The following is an 18376-nucleotide window of genomic DNA, read 5'->3' as shown; positions in this document are numbered from 1 at the left end:
AATTGGGGGGACCGTGTCGTACTTCGCTGCTGCCGTTGCGCGCGTCGACGGCGACTGGACCGCGGGCGAGGTGAGCCTGCGGGGCGTCACCGACATCGAGGAGGTGGCGGACCGGCTGCGTGACGTCGAGCCGGACGCCGACCTGTCGCTGCTGTTCGTCGAGGCGGACGACACGTACCTGGTCGTCCTCCGCCTGGACGAGGGGGAGGACCTGCGGGTCTTCGGCTCCGACTCGGCGTACGCGGAGGAGTCCCGCCTGGGCGCGCTGCTGGTCGGCGACCTGAAGACGTCGGTGACCGGGCTGGAGGAGGTCGACGAGCCGCGCGAGTCCGGCGGGGACGAGGAGACCGAGCAGCCCGCAGTGGACCCGGAGGCCGATCCGGTGGGTGACGCGGACCTGCTGGCCGACCTGGGCATCCCGGCGCAGAAGCTGCTCGCGCTCTGCGCGCACGAGGGTTCCATGCCGGCCGACGTCACCGCCGAGGTCTGCCAGGTGCTCGGCTGCGTGGACGAGGTCGAGGAGTTGCGTGAGGTCTGAGCCCGGGGAGTCCCGGACGCCCGGCGCCGCCGAACCCGCCGACGCGACCGATCCGGCGCTGGAGACCGTACGCCCGGGGCAGCCCACTCCCGGCCGGGCCGCGCGCGTCGGCCCCGGCGCGGACGAGGCGCTCGCCGACCCGGGCGCGGTGGGCCGCCGGCAGCGGCACGAACTCTGGATGCGCCGTGCCCTGGAGGTCGCGGCGACCGGCCCGGACGGCCCGACCCCGGACCGGGGCGCCGACGACGTGCCGGTCGGCGCGGTGCTCTACGGCCCCGACGGCGCCGAACTGGCGATCGGGCGCAACGAGCGGGAGTTGACCGGCGACCCGACCGCGCACGCCGAGGTGCTGGCGCTGCGCCGGGCCGCGCACCGGCTGGGCCGGTGGCGGCTGGACGACTGCACGCTCGTGGTCACGCTGGAGCCGTGCACCATGTGCGCCGGGGCGATCGCGCTGGCCCGCGTCTCGACAGTGGTGTTCGGCGCCTGGGAACCGAAGACCGGCGCGGTCGGGTCGCTCTGGGACGTGCTGCGCGACCGCCGCGTCACGCACCGCCCCGAGGTGTACGGCGGCGTGCTGGAACGCGAGAGCGCGGCGCTGCTGCGCGCGTTCTTCCGCTGACGAGTTCCTGGCTCAGGCGCTCGCCGGCGTGGGGCGCAGCAGCGTCGCGGCGATCGCGCGGCCGACCTCGGTCCAGGCGGTCGGGCGCAGCGTGGCCGGGTCCAGCCGGACGATCGACCGTGTGCCGGTGGCGTGCACGGTGGCGCCGTCCACCGAACGGAACTCGAAGGCGTACTGGGCACTGCTGGTGCCGAAGTGCTCCAGCCAGAAGTGCACGGCCACCGTGCCGACGCCGGTGACCGGCGCCTGGTAGGTGATGGTGAACTCGCGGACCGCGTGGAACACGTCGGGGGCGGCGTGCACGTCGCCGCGGAAGACGACGCCGCGCTCGGCCCAGTAGGGCGTGAGGGCGCGCTCCAGCAGCACCGCGTACCTGGCGTTGTGCAGCAGGCCCATGGCGTCGAGGTCGTCGAAGTGCACCGGCACGTGCGCGACGTGCCCGAACTCGGCGGCCTGCCGCTCGACTGTGGTGTGGCTCATCACTGGCCTTCCGGTAGCAGGGTCGGATCCGGGCAGAGCGCCCGCAGCCGGTTCAGCAGGCCCTGGCGGGCATGCCGGTAGGTGGCGTCCGGGTCGAGCAGCCGGGACCGCATCGCCGCGCTGATCCCCAGCGCGTCGATCTCGTACGCCAGCAGCGGCACGTCCAGGTCGGCGGGGAGTTCGCCGAGGTCGACGGCCTCCTGGACGAGGCGTTCGAGGAGCGCGGTCCAGCGGGCGAACGCCTCGCCGAGCCGGTCCCGGACCGGGCCGGGGCGGGCGTTGTACTCGAACTCGGTGTTCGCGAAGAAGCAGCCGCCGGGCAGTACCCGCGCGGCGTAGAAGTCGATCCGGGCCTCGTGCAGCGCGCGCAGCCGGCGTACGCCCCGGGGAGCCTCCAGGGCGGGCGCGAGGATGCGCTCCTGCCACTGCGCCACGGCCCGGTCCACGGTGGCGAGTTGCAGCGCCTCCTTGGAGCGCCAGTGCGCGAAGAGGCCGGACTTGCTCACCTCCAGCCGGTCGGCGAGCTGCGCCAGGGAGAGGCCGTGCAGGCCGACCTCGGTGGCCAACGCCACGGCGGTGTCCAGCACCGCGGTGCGGGTGCGGTCGCCGCGGGCGACGCGGCCGTCGGAGGTCATGCGGGCAGCGTAGCGGGAAATAAGCACGACCGGTCGTATTTATTTTTGTGACCCGTGTAACGCCGACCGCCCCGCCACCTTGCGGCGACGGGGCGGTCGAGGATCGATCGATCAGGGTCAGGCGATGATGGTGTCCAGCGCGATCTCGACCATCTGGCCGAACGTCTGCTCACGCTCCTGCGACGTGGTCTTCTCGCCGGTCTTGATGTGGTCGCTGACGGTCAGGATGGTCAGCGCGCGAGCCTTGAAGCGCGCCGCGATCGTGTAGAGCGCCGCCGACTCCATCTCCACCGCCAGCACGCCGTAGTCGGCGAGCCTGTCGTACAGGTCCGGCCGGTCCGTGTAGAAGGCGTCCGCCGCCAGGATCGGCCCCACCCGCATGCTGATGCCGCGCCGCTCGGCCACCTCGACCGAGGTACGCAGCAGCCCGAAGTCGGCCACCGGGGCGTAGTCGATCAGCCCGTCGAAGCGCATCCGGTTCATGTTCGAGTCGGTGGACGAGCCGATCGCCGCCACCACGTCCCGCAGCTGCAGATCCTCGGTCAGGGCCCCGCAGGAACCGACCCGGATCAGCGACTTCACGCCGTACTCGTTCACCAGCTCGTGGGCGTAGATCGATGCGGACGGCATGCCCATGCCGGAGCCCTGGACGGACACGTCGACACCGTTCCACTTCCCGGTGAAGCCCAGCATGCCGCGCACCGTCGTGTAGCAGCGGGCCCCCTCCAGGTAGGTCTCCGCGATCCACTTGGCCCGCAGCGGGTCGCCCGGCATCAGGACCCGCTCGGCGATCTCTCCCGGCTCAGCGCCGATGTGCGTACTCATGGCAAAGATCCTGCCAGGCCGGGCCGAGGGATACCGGTTCGGCGTCCAAGCCGGCGGTCCTGTACCCTCGTCGGCGGTGGCGTGTCCGAGCGGCCTAAGGAGCACGCCTCGAAAGCGTGTGAGGGTTTACGCCCTCCGAGGGTTCAAATCCCTCCGCCACCGCTCGTGAACAGCGAGAACGCCCGGTCGATCCGCGAGGATCGCACCGGGCGTTCCGCTTCTGGTCTCAGTTCCTACTCAGGAGGCCGACTTCGGCTTCTCCGTTGGGGTCTCCCAGAGCAGTCCACCGACGCGCTGGGCGATGTCCGGACGGAGCTGGGCGGCGAGGTGTTGATACCGGGCCGCCATCGCCGAGCTCGACCAACCCATGATGCCCATAACCGCCCGCTTGGCCACCCCGAGGATCAGCAGCACGGTAGCGGCGGTATGCCGGGCGTCGTGCAACCGGCCATCGCGTAGCCCGGCGTACCGGAGCAGTCGCTTCCACTCGTCGTAATCGGTGCGTGGGTGACCGGGCCGCCGGTCGGCGGTGGCGAACAGCCAGTCACTTGCATCCGGCGGTAAAAGCGCTCCAGGTGCTCGGGCTCCAGGCGCTCGATCCGCTGGGCGCCGCAGGTTGCCGCCGAGCTGGTCAACGTGCCGCGGCGGCGCAGGTTTGACGTGCCGTCGGACCTGGCAAGTGAGCCGGACCCGCTTGAGGTGCTTCGCTGCATCGGAGCGATCGGCGACCAGGACGTCACGCGGGTGGTGGGAGGATGCCCTCTGCGCGGCCGAGCGCCGAGCCGTCGAAACTGCCAAGCCTACGCCCTGCGGCCAGGAAGTCATTGTGGTAGCGCGGCAGGCCGGGCTACCCGTGGCGGTGGTTAGCAACAATTCGGCCGGGGCGGTCAGCGCTTACCTGGAAGCGCACCGGCTCGTCGGGCATGTATCGCCAGTAGCCGGGCGGGCATATGCCCAGCCGGCCCGAATGAAGCCAAACCCCGAACCGATCCTGCAAGACCTACAGGGGGCACAGGAAGCAGGGGTTCGGGTTGTCGGGTATGCCAACCGGCTGTCCAAGTCCACGCGTTCCGGGCTGCGGGGGCAGATGCAGTAATCGACAGCATGAGCGAGCTGGCGACGATGTTGATCGAGCGGCCAAGCGCCTGAAGCCGGATCCGGTCATGCCTCGGCTATGGGGCGTACCGGGGCATGACGCCGCGATACAACAAGTTCCCTCAGCGCTTCAACCGTCAGCCATGGCCGCGCGCGGCGAATCATGCGATGACAGTTAGAGCAGATTAGGGCCAACGTAAGCAGCGCTAGTTGGGTTGGTACTCGGGTGTAATTTCGTCAGTTTCTGCACTATGGTGGCGACGCCTCGTAAGACCCCGTCTGGGCGGAGGATTCTCAGCAGGCGCGTCAACCACTGACAAGATTAGGTCGAATAGGAAGGAGAGACGCCAGAATTTGAAAACAGCGATCGCTAATGCAACTTCGAAGATCCATTCAGAACCACGGGGCGTTGCTTTAGCGTCAACGGCCATTGCCACGATGCACAGTACTGCTGAAGCAAGAAGATAACGCATAAGGCTGCGGCAATTCTTCCGAATCCTTCGGCCGAACCTGGCGCGTAACTCCGTGACGGTCGGCCCCGACGAACTCCCATACGTGGCTATCGCAGTACCCGCGAAGCCAGCAATGAGAGCCATGGTGCCCGCTCCCGCCGAATAGACAGCCAGTCGCTGCCCCTGATCCGCCCAGTGCAAGACGTTGCCGTGCCCAAAATGGTAGACGAGGGTGGCATGCGCCCCTATCAGTAAGGCGCACAGGGCGAGGTCGACGCTAGGATGATCGGACCAAAATCCAGCCGGGTGGCGGATCATAGTCCAGAAGATTTGCCGCCAATTTGCTTCGACCCGAATCTCCGCAGCCACGCGTCACCGCCTCTCTGTCTAGGTGCAGCGTAGTTGCAAGGTACGACAGAGCCGTCAACGGTCGAGATCGTACAATTCGGACTTAAGCGCGTCTGCCGCCTGATTGATCGCTTGGACAGCCGACTTGATTCGAACCGACCTGCCCTCTTCGTCGGTTACATCTATATACTTCCGCTTAGTAATTCGATTATTGAGGAAGTTCACATCCTCCCTATGGGCGTTCCCCTCATCGTCATAATTAACGATCTGCGCGACAGCGTGCTTGAAGTCCTTGCCGATAAGATGCTTGGCGGCCGAGGCGACCCGGCGACGCTCATCCTCCCGGCGAGCATTGATCCTTCCTTTCACCTTGATTACCAGCTCTACTTCCACATCCCCGAAACCCTCTTGCAGCACCTGTCTGGCTCCAAAGAGAGAGGATCCGTCCGACGTTGCGGCGCTATCAGAATCGAACTTCGCCCTCACGAGACTTGCCTCTGCAGCACCGTTAATCTTGCCGACCACGTCCTTGCTCAAGACTGGCCCGACAGAAATCTGCTCCTCGAAGGCGCCGAAGTGATTCAGCCAGGCTGCAAGAGTTGAGGATCTGGGGGATGCGCCGGTTCCGAGGACGAAGCCAAACCGGTTGGTTCCCGGAAGGAAGCTCGCTACCGAAACCTCAACCCACGGCTTGTTGGTGTCGGCCTCAGTGTCGAGGATTTCCCCAGTCACTCTGTCTAGCGATGACACCGCCTCATCCCGCGCCCGAGCAAAAACGAGATGGTACGCGTCATCGTACGTGTAGACCTGCGCCCAGTGGATTACCTGCTTAATCGTCTTTTCCCGACGGCTCAGAGGTGCGCTAGCTACCTCGGCAAGAACATCCTGCCAGTCAACTACCTCGGTTAGCGGGTCCCCATACTCATCTCTCACCTCGAAGAATGAAACCAGCTTCTTGCGCTTCTGTATTGCCACTCGTCCCCCTGGCGTCTCGCTTTTCGCCCTAATCACATTCGCTTTTTGGTTGTCTCCTGTCAAGTTCAGAGGGCGACCCCAAACTGATGAATTACAGGCTTTGCCCCCTATGGGTATATTTGCTTGGCCCAATTGTCGGCTTGCCGACGCTGAGTGTTCGGGGCTACACGCCGTAGGCTGGGCGAACGGAGTGAACCATCGATCCTGGCAGCCCTTCAGCCTCGTCTCGTTGAGTACGTCCAGGACGGCTGTTAAGGCAAGTGCGTTGAGGCAAGTGCGTTGAGGCAAATGCGTTGAGGCATTCCCTCACCGTTGCAAGGATTCTAGGCTATGGCCATGTCGAACGAGGTCGATGATCCGCCCCCCCACGAGTTGGCAACGAGTAACGGCGTTGCTCATGTCGATCAAGCCCGCTCTTGAGGTAGCCAGCCTCGTGGCCGCAGTGGTTGGCGTGATCTTGCTCGTGGTGCAGACGAGTCAGATGACGAAACAGACGGAAGCTCTCAGGGAAGATTTGGACCAATCGGCGCGGCAGGAGGTGTTTAGTCGGACCTTGGACGCTGGTCAGGTGGTGTTGGAGAACCCGTTGCTGTTCCGGCAGATTAGAGCGCCGGCCAACGATCCAGAAGCAGTCAAGCTCAAGGCCGCGATCGCGAAGAATCCCGAGTCGATGGAGACGCACCGGGCCTACCAGTTAGCAAACTTCTTCATCGACTTTTACGACTACATTCTCTCTGGATATCCGATCGACCAATACCCAGCTCTCAATGTCGTGACGGAAGACGAGAGTTTTGCGGCGTGGAGCACCACTGTCGGCGACTTCTTTACCCCTGGCTCCTTGGCCTGCTCGCAATTTATTTCAAATCAGGCAAATTATGGAAGATCGTATGTGGAGCGCGTGCGCGGTGCGGGACTTTGTCCGGGCTTGTAGGCAGACCGTCTCAGCGTTCGACGTGCCGCCTCCAGGTTGGACGAAGGGTGCGACAGCAGGGGAGGTGCCGGTCTCAGTCGTGGCGGTACAGCGACGTTCCAAACGGCCGTCGATCAACGCAACGCCTGGTGGAGATCGGTTGCCGAACGGCGGTGGACGGCTGGTCGCAGACCTCGAAAGCGTGTGAGGGTTTACGCCCTCCGAGGGTTCAAATCCCTCCGCCACCGCTCGTGAACAGCGAGAACGCCCGGTCGATCCGCGAGGATCGCACCGGGCGTTCCGCGTTCCGGGTCAACTCCCGGCGAAGTCCTCGCCGAGCAACGCGCGGATCCGGCTCAACGCCCGGGCATCCCGCATCTTCACCGCCGACACGGAGATGCGCAGGATCTTGGCGACGGTGGCGACGCTCTGGTCCTCCCAGTGCCGCAGCACCACGATCGCCTGGTCCCGAATCGGCAGCGTCGCCAGCGCGGTCATCAACGCGACGTGCAGGTCCGTCGTCGCCGCCGGTTCCGGCCGCTCGGGGAGGTCGGCGCAGACCACCTCGGTGCCGCTGCGCCGGCTCCGCTGGTCGAAGACGGCGTTCATGAGCACCCGGCGGCTGTACGCGTCGAGGTTCGCGGCGTGCCGGATCCGGGTCCACGAGGCGTACATCCGGGTGAACGTGATCTGGGTCAGGTCCTGGGCGAGGTGCCAGTCCCGGCACATGAGGTAAGCGGTGCGTCTCAGCCGGGGCGCGGTCGCCGCGACGAACGCGCTGAAGTCCTCGTCCCGGGTGCTGCGCTCACGGCTACGGGCCGCGCTCCACCGGGCCAGCGGTCCGGCCGGGCGTTCGGCGGACGGCGTTGCGCGTACGTCGATCTGCCCGCTGGTCACTCACCCTCCCCGGAGTCCGAGCGCGCCGGGCACGGACCGCCCAGGATCTGATCGACGCCGTCACGGTCGTGGAAGTTCGCCACGAGTTCTGAGTAGTCCTTCGCCCTCGTCAGTGCGACCTGGAAGGACTCAGGCATCTGCTCCGGTTTGACCGCGTGGACCAGATCCGGGCTGTTCCGGTACATCTCCTTGAATCTGGCGTACGCCTCGTCCCGGCTCTGGAACGTCACGCTCCGCACGAGCGGAGCCGACCGGAGCGCGTCGCGTAGTTCGAGTCGCTGCTGATCAGTGATGTCATGTTGCAGGAAGACGCGGATGTCGACCGGCTCGTCACCCCATTGCCGCTCACAGGTTGGGTCGGCGGAGGGCATCAGCGCGCCGGCCGCCACCACCGGCGGCACCGGTTCCCTCGATGCCGGCGTCAGGTTCAGGGCGACCAGGACGGCGGCGATCGTGACGAGACAGGCCCCCGCGCCTCCGGTGACCAGCCGGCGTCTGCGTCGCAGCGCGGCGCCCCCGGCCATGGCCTCCTGGGCCAGGTTTCCGGCCGGGGGTGTGGGTTCCACCCCGAGTGCCCGCTCGAAGAGCACATGCAGTTTCTGGTCCACAACTCGCTCCTGGTGTCCGACGGCGTCCTCTCTTAGGGACCGGTCGAGTCGCCGTATCGGTCACACCGGAGCTCCGGCGGCCGGGTCAGCAGGGGCCGTAGCCCTCGTCGAAGAGGCGGTGGGCCCAGTCCGCGTACCCGGCGATCGTGGCCGGCGGGTTGGTGAGCGCCTGGCTGCTGCGGCGGGCGTCCGGGCGGAGCTGAGTACTCGGCCCCTAGGTATCCGGGCTCGTGTATCTGCGGTGTCCTGCGGGTTAGTGTCAGCGTCCGCACAGGGGAGGAATCGCTGTGGTTTTCACGCCTGAACAACCGTTGGCACCCGCCGGACCGGTCACGTCCCGTTCCGGTGGCTCCTTTCGGCCGCACCTGATCTGGGAGGCGGTGCTGCTGGCGCTGACCGTGGTCGCCGCGGTGGTGTGGTCCTCCCAGGACGGGTCGCGGCTGTCGCCGCTGGTGTTCAACATTGCCTCCGCCGGCCTGTTGGCGACCGCCTTCGCGCTGTCGCTGCGCACCGCCACGCCCAACCTCGCGGTCGTCGCCGTCGCGGCACTCGCCGGCCTGACGTACGCGGAGGTGCTCGACGCCGGCGCCCCGGTCCTCGTCGCGGCGGTCGCGGCGATCGCCGCCGCGGCGCTCTTCGGTCTCGGGATGGGCCTGATCGCCGGGCTGCTGCAGGCGCCCGGGTGGGCGGTGTCGCTGGGCGGGCTGGCCCTGACGCAGGGCATTCTGCTCGCCACCACCGGCAGCGGCGGTCCGCGGCGGCTCGCGAGCGAAGGTTGGATCCGGTCCGACGGTGCCGGGGCCGGGTGGCTGGTGCTGTTTCTCATGCTGTCGATCGGCGGCGCGGTGGTGTGGTCGATCCCGGCGGTGCGGCGGGCGCTGAGCGGCAACCGGGTCGTCGCCGGGGAGCCGCCGTCGCCGTTCGGTGCACGGCTGCTGGGCGCGGTCATCGGCCTGGGCGGTTCCAGCCTGATCGCGGGCGCGGCCGGAGTCCTGCTAGCCGGCCGGATCGGCGCCGCAATCCCATCGGCCGACATCGGCCAGCTGACGTTGGTGGCCGGCGCCGTCCTGCTCGGCGGCGTGAGCGTGGCCGGCGGGCGGGGCGGCTTCGCGGGCACCGTGCTGGGGGTCACCCTGCTGTGCCTGGTGCAGATGACCATCCTCGTCGCGGACGGCCCCCGGTGGCTGTCGACGGTCGTCTTCGCGCTGGCGATCCTCGTCGGCCTGGGCGTCAGCCGGGCGCTGGAGGCCCTGCAACCGGCACTGCCCGCGAGCGTGCCGGGCGCCGGGCCGGCCGAGCCGTTGCGGAAGTACTGACCGCTGTCAGCTCGGCCGGGCGTTCTCGCTGCCGGGGCGTGGTCAGCGCGGTACCGGCGACGAGCACTGCCGGAACATGATCCTCCCGTTGGTGACCTCGGGGCCGGTGCACCTCTTCAGCACGAGACCCTGCCCGCCGCCGAATCTGCCCTGGCGGAAGTCGGTCACCTCCACCGTGTCCTGGCGGAAGTCGCTGGTCACCTCCACCGTGCCGTCTCCGCCGACGACGTAGAGGGTCGGGATCGGGCCGCCTTCGTCCGTCGCCGAGGTTACGGCGAGGCGGGCGGGGCGGTGCGCCTCGACCGCGTCGAGGAAGCAGGTGATCGCGGCTTCCGGTATGGGGTCCATGACCCCGAGCATGTGATCGCCGCAGTTCGCTGTGGCTCCCGCGCCGACGGGGGACGGGGCGTCCGTACCTCCGTTGTTCGTCGCGGCCACGCCGGATGACACTGTCGCGACGGTCAGGACCGCGACGAGCGCCACGCCACCTGCCGTCCGTCGTCGGCGCAGGCGCTCGCCGCGGGCGCGGACACGCTCGGGCGGCGCCAGGTTCAGGGCGGCGGTGTCGTCCTCCAGCGCTGCGATGGCCTCACGGATGCGTGCTGACATCGGAATCCTTCCGCTCGTCGTCGGCGTCGAGCAGCGGGGCGAGCGCCGTTCGCGCGCGGGACAGGTAGACCTTGACGGTGCCGGCGGGCATTCCGGTGGTCTCGGCGATCTCGCTGATCGGCAGGTCGGAGAGGTAGTGCAGGACCACCACCCGCCGCTGCGACTCCGGCAGCCGTCGCAGCGCCGCCAGCACCGCGACCCGGTCCGGCGACGGCTCCGGAGCTTCGGGCGGCGGGCCGAGTCTCGCCCGGGCGGTGAGCCAGCGCCGGACGCTGCGCCACCGGTTGGCGGCCAGCCGCCACGCGACCGTCCGTACCCAGGCTTCGGGCGAGTCGTAACTCGACAGCGACGACCAGCGGGTCCAGGCGCGGGCGTACGCCTCCTGCACGACGTCCTGGGCCTCGCCGAGATCGCCGCAGACCGCGTAGACCTGGTGCAGGACCCGGGCCGAGGTCGCCGCGTAGAAGGCGTCGAAGTCGTCGCTCGTGCCCATCCGCATCGTCCCTCTCCCTGGCCGTCACACATACACACACCGCCAGGGGGCCACCGGTTACAGCCAGGTGGTCGAGCCGAATGTCAGCAGGGGCCGTAGCCCTCGTCGAAGAGGCGGCGGGCCCAGTCCGCGTACCCGGCGATGATCTCGCGGACGGTGACGCCGTCGTGCAGGAAGAGGTACGCGCGGTCGCCGTCGCGGGCGAGCAGCCCGGCGAAGCGGTGACTGCCGGGCGGCGCCGGCAGGTCGGTGGCGCCGGGGTACGCGGCGCGGACCTCGCCGATCGGTGTGCCGGCGCTGATGCCCTCGGGTGTGCTCATCGGGTCGTCCAGCCAGAGCAGGACGAGCCGGTCGTCGACGAAGATCGGGCTGACCGCCCCGTGCCCGACGAGCGCGTGGCCGCATGCTTCCTCGTCGGCGCGCAGCACGCCGCGGCGGGTCAGGTCCGCCTCGGTGGCGCCGAACTCCGCGTCGCGCAGGCCCTCCAGGCTGACCACCTGGGTGGCGCCGACGGGCCGGGCCGGCCACTGTGGATGAACGCCGCTGCCCGCCACGGACGCGGCAGTAAGCAGTGCGGCGATAAAGCCGAATTGTCGTAATTTCATGCAATCCCCCAGTCACCAACGGGACCGGGGCGATGAGGTTGCTGGTGCTGACCGGATTGGCGAAGTTCCCACTCCTCGGCCAGCTCGTCCCAGTAGTCGGCGGACAGCCCGCGTCGGCCGTGCGTCAGCCAGCCGTCGGTGTCGCGCTCCAGGTGCAGGCCCAGCTCGGCGAACGGGTCGATCCACGCGCCCGGCTCCGCGCCCAGCCTGGCCAGCGCCGTGTTGATCGGCCACTCGGTACGCGGCCGGTCCAGCGCGGCGTCGTACCGCGGGCCCCAGCTCACCTCGCCCCCCAGCCACACCACCGCCGACTGGTGGCCCAGCCCGCCCGCGAACTCCGCCTCCAGGTACGCGACCGGGCCGCTGGTCGACCAGCGGGCCAGCACCTCCGCCAGTGGCGGTGAGAGCACCAGCCGGAACGGACGCTCGGCGCGCGGCTCGTCGGTGGCGAAGTCCGGCAGCCCGCCGGTCAGCTCCTGCACCAGTTGCGGGGTCACCGGCAGCAGCGCGAAGTCCTGACGGAGTGCGGCGAGCACCGCGTGGTCCAGGTCGGCGGTCTGCTCGCGAAGCAGCTCGACGTCGGCGACCACGGCGCTGAGCTGGTAACTCATCCGGTCCTCTCGGCGTCCACAGGCTGTGGATGGAACATGTGTACGACGGTCTCAGGTGGTTCCGTTGGTCAGATACCTCGGGCGTCCGTCGCTCAGCGCGGCCACCGCGTGACGCAGCCGATGCCAAACGTACGGGCGAAGCAGCGCCTGCGCATCATCGAGCGCAACGAATCGTGCGTCGGCCAGTTCGCCGTCAGCCGGTTTCAACGGCTCGGCGGGAGGCGGTGCACCGCCGTCGAAGATGAACATCAGGCTGTCGTCCCACGGGCCGTGCGGTGCGACCCAGTCCACCACCAGCAACGGTCCGACGCGCAGTTCGAGACCCAACTCCTCGCGCACCTCCCGCTCGGCGGCCAGGTGCGGCGGCTCGTTCGCCTCCGCCATGCCGCCCGGCAGGTCCCAGTCCGGCTTGTAGCGCGGATCTACCAACAGGACGTCGCCGTCACCGTTGCGCAGCAGTACGTCGGCTCCCACCCGCTTCCGGGGCTGCCGCGCGTTGCCCTCGGCGAGGTGGACCTGCCAGGCTGCCGGATCTCGCTCGTACAGGGGACGCTCGTCGGCCATACCGACGATTGTCGGCCGTCCTCACGCCGTCGGCAGCGGCCTCGGCGTTCGCGTACGAGAATCGCCTGGTCGATCTCGGCGGAGGTGGTCGGATCGGGGCGGCGGCGTTCGTAGCCGGGGTGACAGTGGCCCGAGCGGCGGCCCGGGGAAGGCGAAAGAGGAACCGATGGCGCAGTATCTGATCTCCGTACTCGACGACACGACCGGCTCGGCCACCGACGCGGAGATGGCCGCGATCGGTGAGTTCAACGAGCGGTTGCGAGCCGACGGCCACTGGGTCTTCGCCGGTGGGCTCGCGGCACCCGAGACGGCCACAGTCGTGGACGCGCGGGACGGGAACCCGGTGTTCACCGACGGCCCCTACCTGGAGACGAAGGAGTACGTCGGCGGGTTCTGGATCATCGAGGCGCCGGACTTCGACGTGGCGCTCCCGCTCGCCGCGCTGGCATCGCAGCGGTGCAACAGGCGGGTCGAGTTGCGGCCGTTCCTGAGCGCGTGACAGACGTCCGCGAGGCGCTCACCCGGGTCCACCGCGAGGAGTGGGCCCGGGTGGTCGCCACGCTCGCCCGGCGCATCGGCGACCTCGACGTGGCCGAGGAGATGACCGCCGAGGCGTTCGCCGCCGCCGTCGAACGGTGGACGGCCGACGGCGTACCGCCGAACCCCGGCGCGTGGCTCACCACCACCGCGTACCGCCGGGCCGTCGACCGGATTCGCCGCGAGAGCCGGCGGGAGGAGAAGCACCGGGAGGCGCTGATGCTGACCGACGCGCCGGAACCGCTCGGTGTCATCGACGACGACCGGCTCCGCCTGATCTTCACGTGCTGCCATCCGGCGCTGGCCATGGAGGCGCGGGTGGCGCTGACGCTGCGCCTGGTCGGCGGACTCACCGTGCCGGAGATCGCCCGGGCGTACCTGGTCCAGGAAGCCGCCATGAGCCGGCGGATCACCAGGGCCAAGTCGAAGATCAAGGCGGCCGGGATCCCGTACCGGGTGCCGTCCCGCGACGATCTGCCGGCCCGGGTCACCGGCGTGCTCGCCGTCCTCTACCTGATCTTCAACGAGGGCTACCTCGCCTCCGACCCCGGCAAGGAGGCGGTCCGCGCCGAACTGACCGGTGAGGCGATCCGGCTCACCCGGCTGGTCCGCACGCTGCTGCCCGACGACCACGAGGTCGCAGGGCTCCTGGCGCTGATGCTGCTGACCGAGGCCCGCCGGCCCGCCCGGGTCTCCGCGACCGGCGAACTCGTCGTCCTCGCCGAACAGGACCGCGGCGCCTGGGACCGCTACCTCATCGCCGAGGGCCACGCCCTGGTCCGCGCGTGCATCGCCGCCGGACGGCCGCCGGGCCGCTACCAGATCCTCGCCGCGATAAACGCCGTACACACCGACGCCCGCGACGCGCGGGACACCGACTGGGCGCAGGTCGCCGCGCTCTACGACCATTTGGTACGCGTCGACCCGTCGCCGATCGTGCGACTCAACCGGGCGGTGGCGGTCGCCGAACTGGACGGGCCGCAGGTCGCGCTCGCCGAGGTGGAGGGGTTGCCGCTGGACGGCTATCACGCGTACCACGCCACGCGCGCCGAACTGTTGCGCCGGATGGGGCGGGGTGGGGAGGCGCGGGAGGCGTACGCCCGGGCGATCGAGCTGGCGGGAAACAGCGCGGAGACGGCGTACCTGAGGCGGCGGCGGGACCAGTTGGGTGGCAGGTGAGTCTTGCCGCTGTTCCGATCAAGCAGCAGATGATGCGTGGAGCCTCGGCTTCCGCGACCTTAACGAAAGGACGGCCTGGTACGACCAATTCGCCGATGTTCATAGATGAGATCGCGGGAAGGATATCGAAGCGCGCACGGCGAAATCCTCCCTGAATCACGAGGATCTGCGCAGCGCGACTGGCGTTTGGTCGGAGGCGGAGAAGGGGTGGGCCGATGGAGCTGAAATCCGCGTCTGACAGCGAGGTGGTGCGCGCTATCAACAGCGGCTCGATCGATGCGGAAGACCTGGTGAGTAGCAGCGGTTGGCGGAGGATTTGCCAGGCCAGAGGCCGGAACTTCTCGGCGGTAGACGAAGAGGCATGGCAGGAACTCTGTTCGTACCGTGGATACGCCCTGTCGCGGCGTAATCCTCGCGGGTTCTGAACGTCGGCTTCGTGCGTGCCAGGCCCATGGCCATTGTCGCCTGGCCCGACCGCAGGGCCGACATCACCAATGCCCTGTCCGTCCTTGCGACGCTGCGACCCCACGGCATTGCGCTGTGGCCCGGCCTGACCGAAGCCGTGCACTGGCTCATCGACGACACGTCGTGGGACGTCCGCTCGAACCCTTGCTCGCCGTCCTTGCCGAACTCGGACCCACTGCCCCGGACGATGCCTACCTTGCTCATTCCAGATGGCATGAAGTCGCCCGGGCTGCGACGGGCGCTCATCGGCTCATGACGGGTAGTAACTGAGCCCACGCGGCGGCCCGTCGGCAGGAGGGTCGTAGAGACGACGAAGGGCCGGTCCCCGACGGGGCCGGCCCTCGCGTACGTGCTGCTCAAGCGAGCGGAGGATACGAGATTCGAACTCGTGAGGGTGTAAACCCAACACGCTTTCCAAGCGTGCGCCCTAGGCCTCTAGGCGAATCCTCCGCGAGCCAGGATACAGGTCCCACGACGGCGGGCCACCCCACCCTCCCGGAAGATCCACAACCCTTCGGGTAGGCTTGGCGTCACCTCCCGTGCGGCGGTACCTCGTGAACCTCCCCAGGGCCGGAAGGCAGCAAGGATAAGCGAGCTCTGCCGGGTGCACGGGAGGCCTTTCTGTCTCCCGGGCCGGGTAACGTCGCTGCGGGTCGGGTCACGGGGTGGTGGGTGGTCACCCGGGGCCGACCGGCGCAGAATGGCTCGGTCGAGAGGAGGCGGGACGGGTGGCACTGGCCCTTTACCGCAAGTACCGGCCGCGGACGTTCGCCGAGATCATCGGCCAGGATCACGTCACCGAGCCGTTGTCGCAGGCGCTGCGCAGCGGCCGGCTGAATCACGCGTACCTCTTCTCCGGCCCTCGGGGCTGCGGCAAGACCTCCAGCGCGCGGATCCTGGCCCGCTCGCTCAACTGTGAGCAGGGCCCCACCCCCGAGCCGTGCGGGCAGTGCGACTCGTGCCGCGAACTGGCCCCCGACGGCGGCGGTTCGATCGACGTCATCGAGATCGACGCGGCCAGCCACGGTGGGGTCGACGATGCGCGTGATCTTCGCGAGAAGGCGTTCTTCGCGCCGGCCCGCAGCCGCTTCAAGATCTACATCATCGACGAGGCGCACATGGTCTCGTCGGCCGGCTTCAACGCCCTGCTCAAGCTGGTCGAGGAGCCCCCGGAGTACGTCAAGTTCATCTTCGCCACCACCGAGCCGGAGAAGGTCCTCGGCACGATCAAGTCGAGGACCCACCACTACCCGTTCCGGCTGTTCCCGCCGAAGGTGGTCCGCCCTTATCTTGAGCAGCTCTGCGAGGCCGAGGGCGTCACTGTCGAGCCGGCGGTCTTCCCGCTGGTGGTGCGCGCCGGCGGGGGCAGCATGCGCGACAGCCTCTCCGTGCTCGACCAGCTCATCGCGGGCGCCGGCCCGGAGGGCGTCGACTACGCCCGGGCCGCCGCGCTGCTCGGTGTCACCGACGCCGCGCTGATCGACGAGATGTGCGACGCGCTCGCCGCCGGCGACGGCGCCGCCGCGTACGCCACCGTCGACCGTGTCGCCGAGGCCGGCCACGACTCGCGTCGCTTCGCGTCCGACCTGCTGGAACGCCTCCGCGACCTGATCGTGCTCCAGCAGGTGCCTGATGCCGCCGCCAAGGGCCTCATCGACGGCCCGGCCGACCAGATCGAGCGGATGGCCGCGCAGGCGCAGCGCCTCGGCCCGGCCACGCTGTCCCGCTGCGCGGACATCGTGCACAACGGCCTGGTCGAGATGCGCGGCACCACAGCGCCCCGGCTGCTGCTGGAGCTGATCTGCGCCCGCATGCTCCTGCCCGGCGCGGACGACTCGTCCGGCGGCCTGCTCCAGCGCCTGGAGCGGATGGAACGCCGGCTGACCCTCGGCGGCGCCGAGCTGCCGTCGGCCGCCGCCGACTCCGCACAACCCACCCAGACCCCTGAGGTACGCCCGGCGGCTCCCGCCCCGGGCGCGGCTGCCGCCGCGGTCCACGCGGACACCGCCGGCACGCCGGCGGCTCCCGGTGCCCCGGCCGGTGCCGCCGCCGCCCGCGCCGCCGCCGCTGCTGCGGCCGGTTCCCGTAGCACCGCACCCGGTTCCCGTCCGGCCCCCGCAGTGGCGGAGCCAGCAGGTTCCCCGGCGCCGGCCGCGCCCGAGCGGGCCACCGTCGACGGCCCGGCCGCCGCCTCGGGCGACCCCGTCCCCGCCCGCCGCCCGGTGCCGCCGTCCGCGGTGATGCCGGATCCGGCCACGCCCGAGCCGCCCCGCCCCGGCGCGGCGAATCCGGGGGCGCTCGACGCGGTGGCGGTGCGTCGGGTCTGGCCCGAGGTGGTCGGCAAGGTGAACCGGAGCAACAAGCGGATCGCCGCGCTGATGCGTGACGCGGTGGTGCGTGACCTGGACGGCGACACGCTCGTGCTGACCGTGAAGTCGACGGTGCTGGCGAAGATGATGGCCGACCACGCGGCCGTGCTGACCGACGCGCTCTACGAGGAGTTCGGCGGTCGCTGGCAGATCCGCTGCGAGGTGGCGGGCGAGCGCGGCGCCGCCTCGCTCGGTGGCCCGTCCCGCCCGTCCGGCACGGCGCGGCCAAGCGATTCCGCGCCCGACCGGGCCCCGGCCCGCCCGGCGTCCGATCCGACGGGTTCGGCGTCCGGCCGACCGGATTCCGGCGCGGCCGGCACCGCTCAGGCGCGCTCCGATTCCGGCAGTTCGGCGGACTTCTCTCACTCGACGACACCCGACGCGAGTCGTCCCGGCTCGGCGGACGCCGGACCGGGCCGTCCCAACTCCGGTGCTGCCGGGCGTCCGGCATCCGCCGGTCTCGGCGAAGCCCCGGGGCAGCCGGTGCCCGGCTCGGCGGATGCCACAGCCGATCGGACCACCGGGAGTCAGGGCGCGGGAAGCCAGGCCACCGGGAGCCAGGGCGGGGGACCGCCGGGCCGGGCCGGGACCGGCTCGGCCGGTGCCACGGGCAACCGAGCCCTCGGCAGTCAGGACGCGGCCGGGCAGGCCGACGAGGACGACTGGCCGGAGCCGGTCCGGCCCGGTGGCGCGGCCACCGGTGCCGCTTCGGCGGCGACGGCCGTGGACGGGGAGGACTGGCCGGCGGCGGCGCGTCCGGGCGGGGGCACGGCGACCGCAACCGCCCCTGTCGTCGTACCCAAGCCTGCTGCACCCGCGGCGGCGCCGGCCGGTGGGGCGAGGCCGGCGGGCGGCGGGCCGAAGAACAGCGCGATCGCGGCGGCGCGAGCGGCTGCCGCGGCGGCTGCTGCGGGCGGTGGCCCCGGCAAGGGGTCGCGCGCGGCGCAGCCGGCGCGGAAGACGGCCGATGCCGAGTGGGCGGGCGAGCCGCCCTACGACCCGGACTTCGACGGCCCGGTGCGGGGCGCGCGGGCGCCCGCCGCAGCTCCGGCCTACGAGGGGTTCGACCCGGGCGACGAGCCGCTTGACGACGTGATCGACGAGCGGACAGCCCGGCAGTCGAGCGAGGAGCAGGCGGTTCAGCTGCTGCGTGAGACGTTCGGGGCCGAGAAGATCGACGAGGTGGACGCGCGCTGAGCGCGCGCCGACCGTGAGGAAGCGGCGCCGTGGCCCGACTAGGCTG

Annotated in this window: 20 protein-coding genes, 2 tRNA genes, 1 other RNA gene and 1 pseudogene; 11 read left to right on the top strand and 13 right to left on the bottom strand. The window is 69.8% G+C overall.

Features of this window, described 5'->3' with window-relative positions:
• Positions 1 to 13 precede the first annotated feature (13 nt).
• Both MicB006_RS10040 and MicB006_RS10035 read left to right on the top strand, forming a co-directional pair.
• Complete coding sequence (locus MicB006_RS10040; protein WP_073829304.1) at positions 14 to 538, top strand: tRNA adenosine deaminase-associated protein; 525 nt, start codon at positions 14 to 16, stop codon at positions 536 to 538.
• A gap of 148 nt (positions 539 to 686) precedes the next feature.
• Positions 687 to 1160 carry a nucleoside deaminase gene (locus MicB006_RS10035; protein ID WP_370013474.1) on the top strand — a complete coding sequence of 158 codons (474 nt, stop codon included), beginning with the start codon at positions 687 to 689 and terminating at the stop codon, positions 1158 to 1160.
• Positions 1161 to 1172: 12 nt separating this feature from the next.
• On the opposite strand, the gene MicB006_RS10030 is transcribed toward MicB006_RS10035, so the two are convergent.
• The 3 genes from MicB006_RS10030 to deoD all read right to left on the bottom strand — a co-directional run bounded on the left by MicB006_RS10030 (position 1173) and on the right by deoD (position 3100).
• Complete coding sequence (locus tag MicB006_RS10030; RefSeq protein WP_116505451.1) at positions 1173 to 1640, bottom strand: thioesterase family protein; 468 nt, start codon at positions 1638 to 1640, stop codon at positions 1173 to 1175.
• Positions 1640 to 2275, bottom strand: a complete 636-nt coding sequence (locus MicB006_RS10025; protein WP_116505449.1) for a TetR/AcrR family transcriptional regulator — start codon at positions 2273 to 2275, stop codon at positions 1640 to 1642. Before MicB006_RS10025 ends, MicB006_RS10030 begins: the two co-directional genes overlap by 1 nt.
• 117 nt (positions 2276 to 2392) lie before the next feature.
• On the bottom strand, positions 2393 to 3100 hold the full coding sequence (deoD, locus tag MicB006_RS10020) for a purine-nucleoside phosphorylase (RefSeq protein ID WP_047891806.1): 708 nt from the start codon (positions 3098 to 3100) through the stop codon (positions 2393 to 2395).
• A gap of 75 nt (positions 3101 to 3175) precedes the next feature.
• On the opposite strand from deoD, the gene MicB006_RS10015 reads away from it, so the two are divergent.
• A tRNA-Ser gene (locus tag MicB006_RS10015) sits at positions 3176 to 3262 on the top strand.
• A 75-nt stretch (positions 3263 to 3337) separates the two neighbouring features.
• Here MicB006_RS10015 and MicB006_RS10010 read toward each other — a convergent pair.
• Complete coding sequence (locus MicB006_RS10010) at positions 3338 to 3715, bottom strand: tyrosine-type recombinase/integrase (protein WP_370013473.1); 378 nt, start codon at positions 3713 to 3715, stop codon at positions 3338 to 3340.
• On the opposite strand from MicB006_RS10010, the pseudogene MicB006_RS32285 reads away from it, so the two are divergent.
• Positions 3707 to 4249 (top strand): annotated as a pseudogene (locus tag MicB006_RS32285) (HAD family hydrolase); the annotation flags it as partial. The gene MicB006_RS10010 and the pseudogene MicB006_RS32285 overlap by 9 nt on opposite strands.
• Positions 4250 to 5070: 821 nt before the next feature.
• On the opposite strand, the gene MicB006_RS09995 reads toward MicB006_RS32285, so the two are convergent.
• Positions 5071 to 5970 (bottom strand): hypothetical protein, encoded by a 900-nt coding sequence (locus tag MicB006_RS09995; RefSeq protein WP_116505447.1) that lies wholly within the window; start codon positions 5968 to 5970, stop codon positions 5071 to 5073.
• Between the two features lie 397 nt (positions 5971 to 6367).
• Here MicB006_RS09995 and MicB006_RS09990 point away from each other — a divergent pair, with 397 nt between their 5' ends.
• Positions 6368 to 6901, top strand: a complete 534-nt coding sequence (locus MicB006_RS09990; RefSeq protein WP_152037831.1) for a hypothetical protein — start codon at positions 6368 to 6370, stop codon at positions 6899 to 6901.
• A gap of 291 nt (positions 6902 to 7192) precedes the next feature.
• Here the strand turns inward: MicB006_RS09990 and MicB006_RS09985 are convergent, their stop codons facing one another.
• Together MicB006_RS09985 and MicB006_RS09980 are read right to left on the bottom strand one after the other, a co-directional pair.
• Positions 7193 to 7777 carry a SigE family RNA polymerase sigma factor gene (locus tag MicB006_RS09985; protein ID WP_225980688.1) on the bottom strand — a complete coding sequence of 195 codons (585 nt, stop codon included), beginning with the start codon at positions 7775 to 7777 and terminating at the stop codon, positions 7193 to 7195.
• Positions 7774 to 8301, bottom strand: coding sequence for a permease-like cell division protein FtsX (locus tag MicB006_RS09980; protein ID WP_152037830.1), 528 nt, complete (start codon positions 8299 to 8301; stop codon positions 7774 to 7776). Before MicB006_RS09980 ends, MicB006_RS09985 begins: the two co-directional genes overlap by 4 nt.
• A 371-nt stretch (positions 8302 to 8672) precedes the next feature.
• On the opposite strand from MicB006_RS09980, the gene MicB006_RS09975 reads away from it, so the two are divergent.
• Positions 8673 to 9701 carry a hypothetical protein gene (locus MicB006_RS09975; protein ID WP_161565916.1) on the top strand — a complete coding sequence of 343 codons (1029 nt, stop codon included), beginning with the start codon at positions 8673 to 8675 and terminating at the stop codon, positions 9699 to 9701.
• 42 nt (positions 9702 to 9743) lie between these two features.
• On the opposite strand, the gene MicB006_RS09970 is transcribed toward MicB006_RS09975, so the two are convergent.
• From MicB006_RS09970 to MicB006_RS09950, 5 genes are all read right to left on the bottom strand, one after another.
• On the bottom strand, positions 9744 to 10310 hold the full coding sequence (locus MicB006_RS09970; protein WP_116505439.1) for a DUF4362 domain-containing protein: 567 nt from the start codon (positions 10308 to 10310) through the stop codon (positions 9744 to 9746).
• Complete coding sequence (locus MicB006_RS09965) at positions 10291 to 10803, bottom strand: SigE family RNA polymerase sigma factor (RefSeq protein ID WP_116505437.1); 513 nt, start codon at positions 10801 to 10803, stop codon at positions 10291 to 10293. Before MicB006_RS09965 ends, MicB006_RS09970 begins: the two co-directional genes overlap by 20 nt.
• Before the next feature lie 83 nt (positions 10804 to 10886).
• Positions 10887 to 11408, bottom strand: coding sequence for a hypothetical protein (locus MicB006_RS09960; protein ID WP_116505435.1), 522 nt, complete (start codon positions 11406 to 11408; stop codon positions 10887 to 10889).
• Positions 11405 to 12019, bottom strand: coding sequence for a hypothetical protein (locus tag MicB006_RS09955; protein WP_043327831.1), 615 nt, complete (start codon positions 12017 to 12019; stop codon positions 11405 to 11407). Before MicB006_RS09955 ends, MicB006_RS09960 begins: the two co-directional genes overlap by 4 nt.
• 51 nt (positions 12020 to 12070) lie before the next feature.
• A complete protein-coding gene (locus tag MicB006_RS09950; RefSeq protein ID WP_073829293.1) occupies positions 12071 to 12583 on the bottom strand; it encodes an NUDIX hydrolase in 513 nt (170 codons plus the stop codon).
• A gap of 166 nt (positions 12584 to 12749) precedes the next feature.
• Between MicB006_RS09950 and MicB006_RS09945 the strand changes: the two genes are divergently transcribed.
• From MicB006_RS09945 to MicB006_RS09935, 3 genes are all read left to right on the top strand, one after another.
• On the top strand, positions 12750 to 13082 hold the full coding sequence (locus tag MicB006_RS09945) for a YciI family protein (protein ID WP_116505433.1): 333 nt from the start codon (positions 12750 to 12752) through the stop codon (positions 13080 to 13082).
• Positions 13079 to 14299 (top strand): RNA polymerase sigma factor, encoded by a 1221-nt coding sequence (locus tag MicB006_RS09940; RefSeq protein WP_116505431.1) that lies wholly within the window; start codon positions 13079 to 13081, stop codon positions 14297 to 14299. The genes MicB006_RS09945 and MicB006_RS09940 overlap by 4 nt, the downstream gene beginning before the upstream one ends.
• A 451-nt stretch (positions 14300 to 14750) precedes the next feature.
• A complete protein-coding gene (locus MicB006_RS09935; protein ID WP_116505430.1) occupies positions 14751 to 15020 on the top strand; it encodes a hypothetical protein in 270 nt (89 codons plus the stop codon).
• Between the two features lie 109 nt (positions 15021 to 15129).
• Here the strand turns inward: MicB006_RS09935 and MicB006_RS09930 are convergent.
• Positions 15130 to 15214: transfer RNA gene (locus tag MicB006_RS09930), tRNA-Ser, on the bottom strand.
• An 81-nt stretch (positions 15215 to 15295) separates the two neighbouring features.
• On the opposite strand from MicB006_RS09930, the gene ffs reads away from it, so the two are divergent.
• Both ffs and MicB006_RS09920 read left to right on the top strand, forming a co-directional pair.
• An RNA gene (ffs, locus tag MicB006_RS09925) (signal recognition particle sRNA small type) lies at positions 15296 to 15385 on the top strand.
• A gap of 107 nt (positions 15386 to 15492) precedes the next feature.
• The gene (locus MicB006_RS09920) at positions 15493 to 18330 is read left to right on the top strand and encodes a DNA polymerase III subunit gamma and tau (protein WP_116505428.1); all 2838 of its coding nucleotides are present in this window, start codon (positions 15493 to 15495) and stop codon (positions 18328 to 18330) included.
• The last annotated feature ends 46 nt before the right edge of the window (positions 18331 to 18376 follow it).

Source organism: Micromonospora sp. B006, assembly GCF_003408515.1.
Lineage (GTDB): Bacteria > Actinomycetota > Actinomycetes > Mycobacteriales > Micromonosporaceae > Micromonospora > Micromonospora echinospora_A.
This window is presented reverse-complemented; position numbering and strand designations above follow the sequence as displayed.

Excerpts from the sequence above, each read along its gene's own strand:
- MicB006_RS09955 (WP_043327831.1), bottom strand. The coding sequence starts at position 12,019 with ATGAGTTACCAGCTCAGCGCCGTGGTCGCCGACGTCGAGCTGCTTCGC.
- MicB006_RS09970 (WP_116505439.1), bottom strand. The coding sequence starts at position 10,310 with ATGTCAGCACGCATCCGTGAGGCCATCGCAGCGCTGGAGGACGACACC.
- MicB006_RS09950 (WP_073829293.1), bottom strand. The coding sequence starts at position 12,583 with ATGGCCGACGAGCGTCCCCTGTACGAGCGAGATCCGGCAGCCTGGCAG.
- MicB006_RS09945 (WP_116505433.1), top strand. The coding sequence starts at position 12,750 with ATGGCGCAGTATCTGATCTCCGTACTCGACGACACGACCGGCTCGGCC.
- MicB006_RS09980 (WP_152037830.1), bottom strand. The coding sequence starts at position 8,301 with ATGGCCGGGGGCGCCGCGCTGCGACGCAGACGCCGGCTGGTCACCGGA.
- MicB006_RS09935 (WP_116505430.1), top strand. The coding sequence starts at position 14,751 with ATGGCCATTGTCGCCTGGCCCGACCGCAGGGCCGACATCACCAATGCC.
- deoD (WP_047891806.1), bottom strand. The coding sequence starts at position 3,100 with ATGAGTACGCACATCGGCGCTGAGCCGGGAGAGATCGCCGAGCGGGTC.
- MicB006_RS10025 (WP_116505449.1), bottom strand. The coding sequence starts at position 2,275 with ATGACCTCCGACGGCCGCGTCGCCCGCGGCGACCGCACCCGCACCGCG.
- MicB006_RS09990 (WP_152037831.1), top strand. The coding sequence starts at position 6,368 with ATGTCGATCAAGCCCGCTCTTGAGGTAGCCAGCCTCGTGGCCGCAGTG.
- MicB006_RS10030 (WP_116505451.1), bottom strand. The coding sequence starts at position 1,640 with ATGAGCCACACCACAGTCGAGCGGCAGGCCGCCGAGTTCGGGCACGTC.
- MicB006_RS09960 (WP_116505435.1), bottom strand. The coding sequence starts at position 11,408 with ATGAAATTACGACAATTCGGCTTTATCGCCGCACTGCTTACTGCCGCG.
- MicB006_RS09965 (WP_116505437.1), bottom strand. The coding sequence starts at position 10,803 with ATGGGCACGAGCGACGACTTCGACGCCTTCTACGCGGCGACCTCGGCC.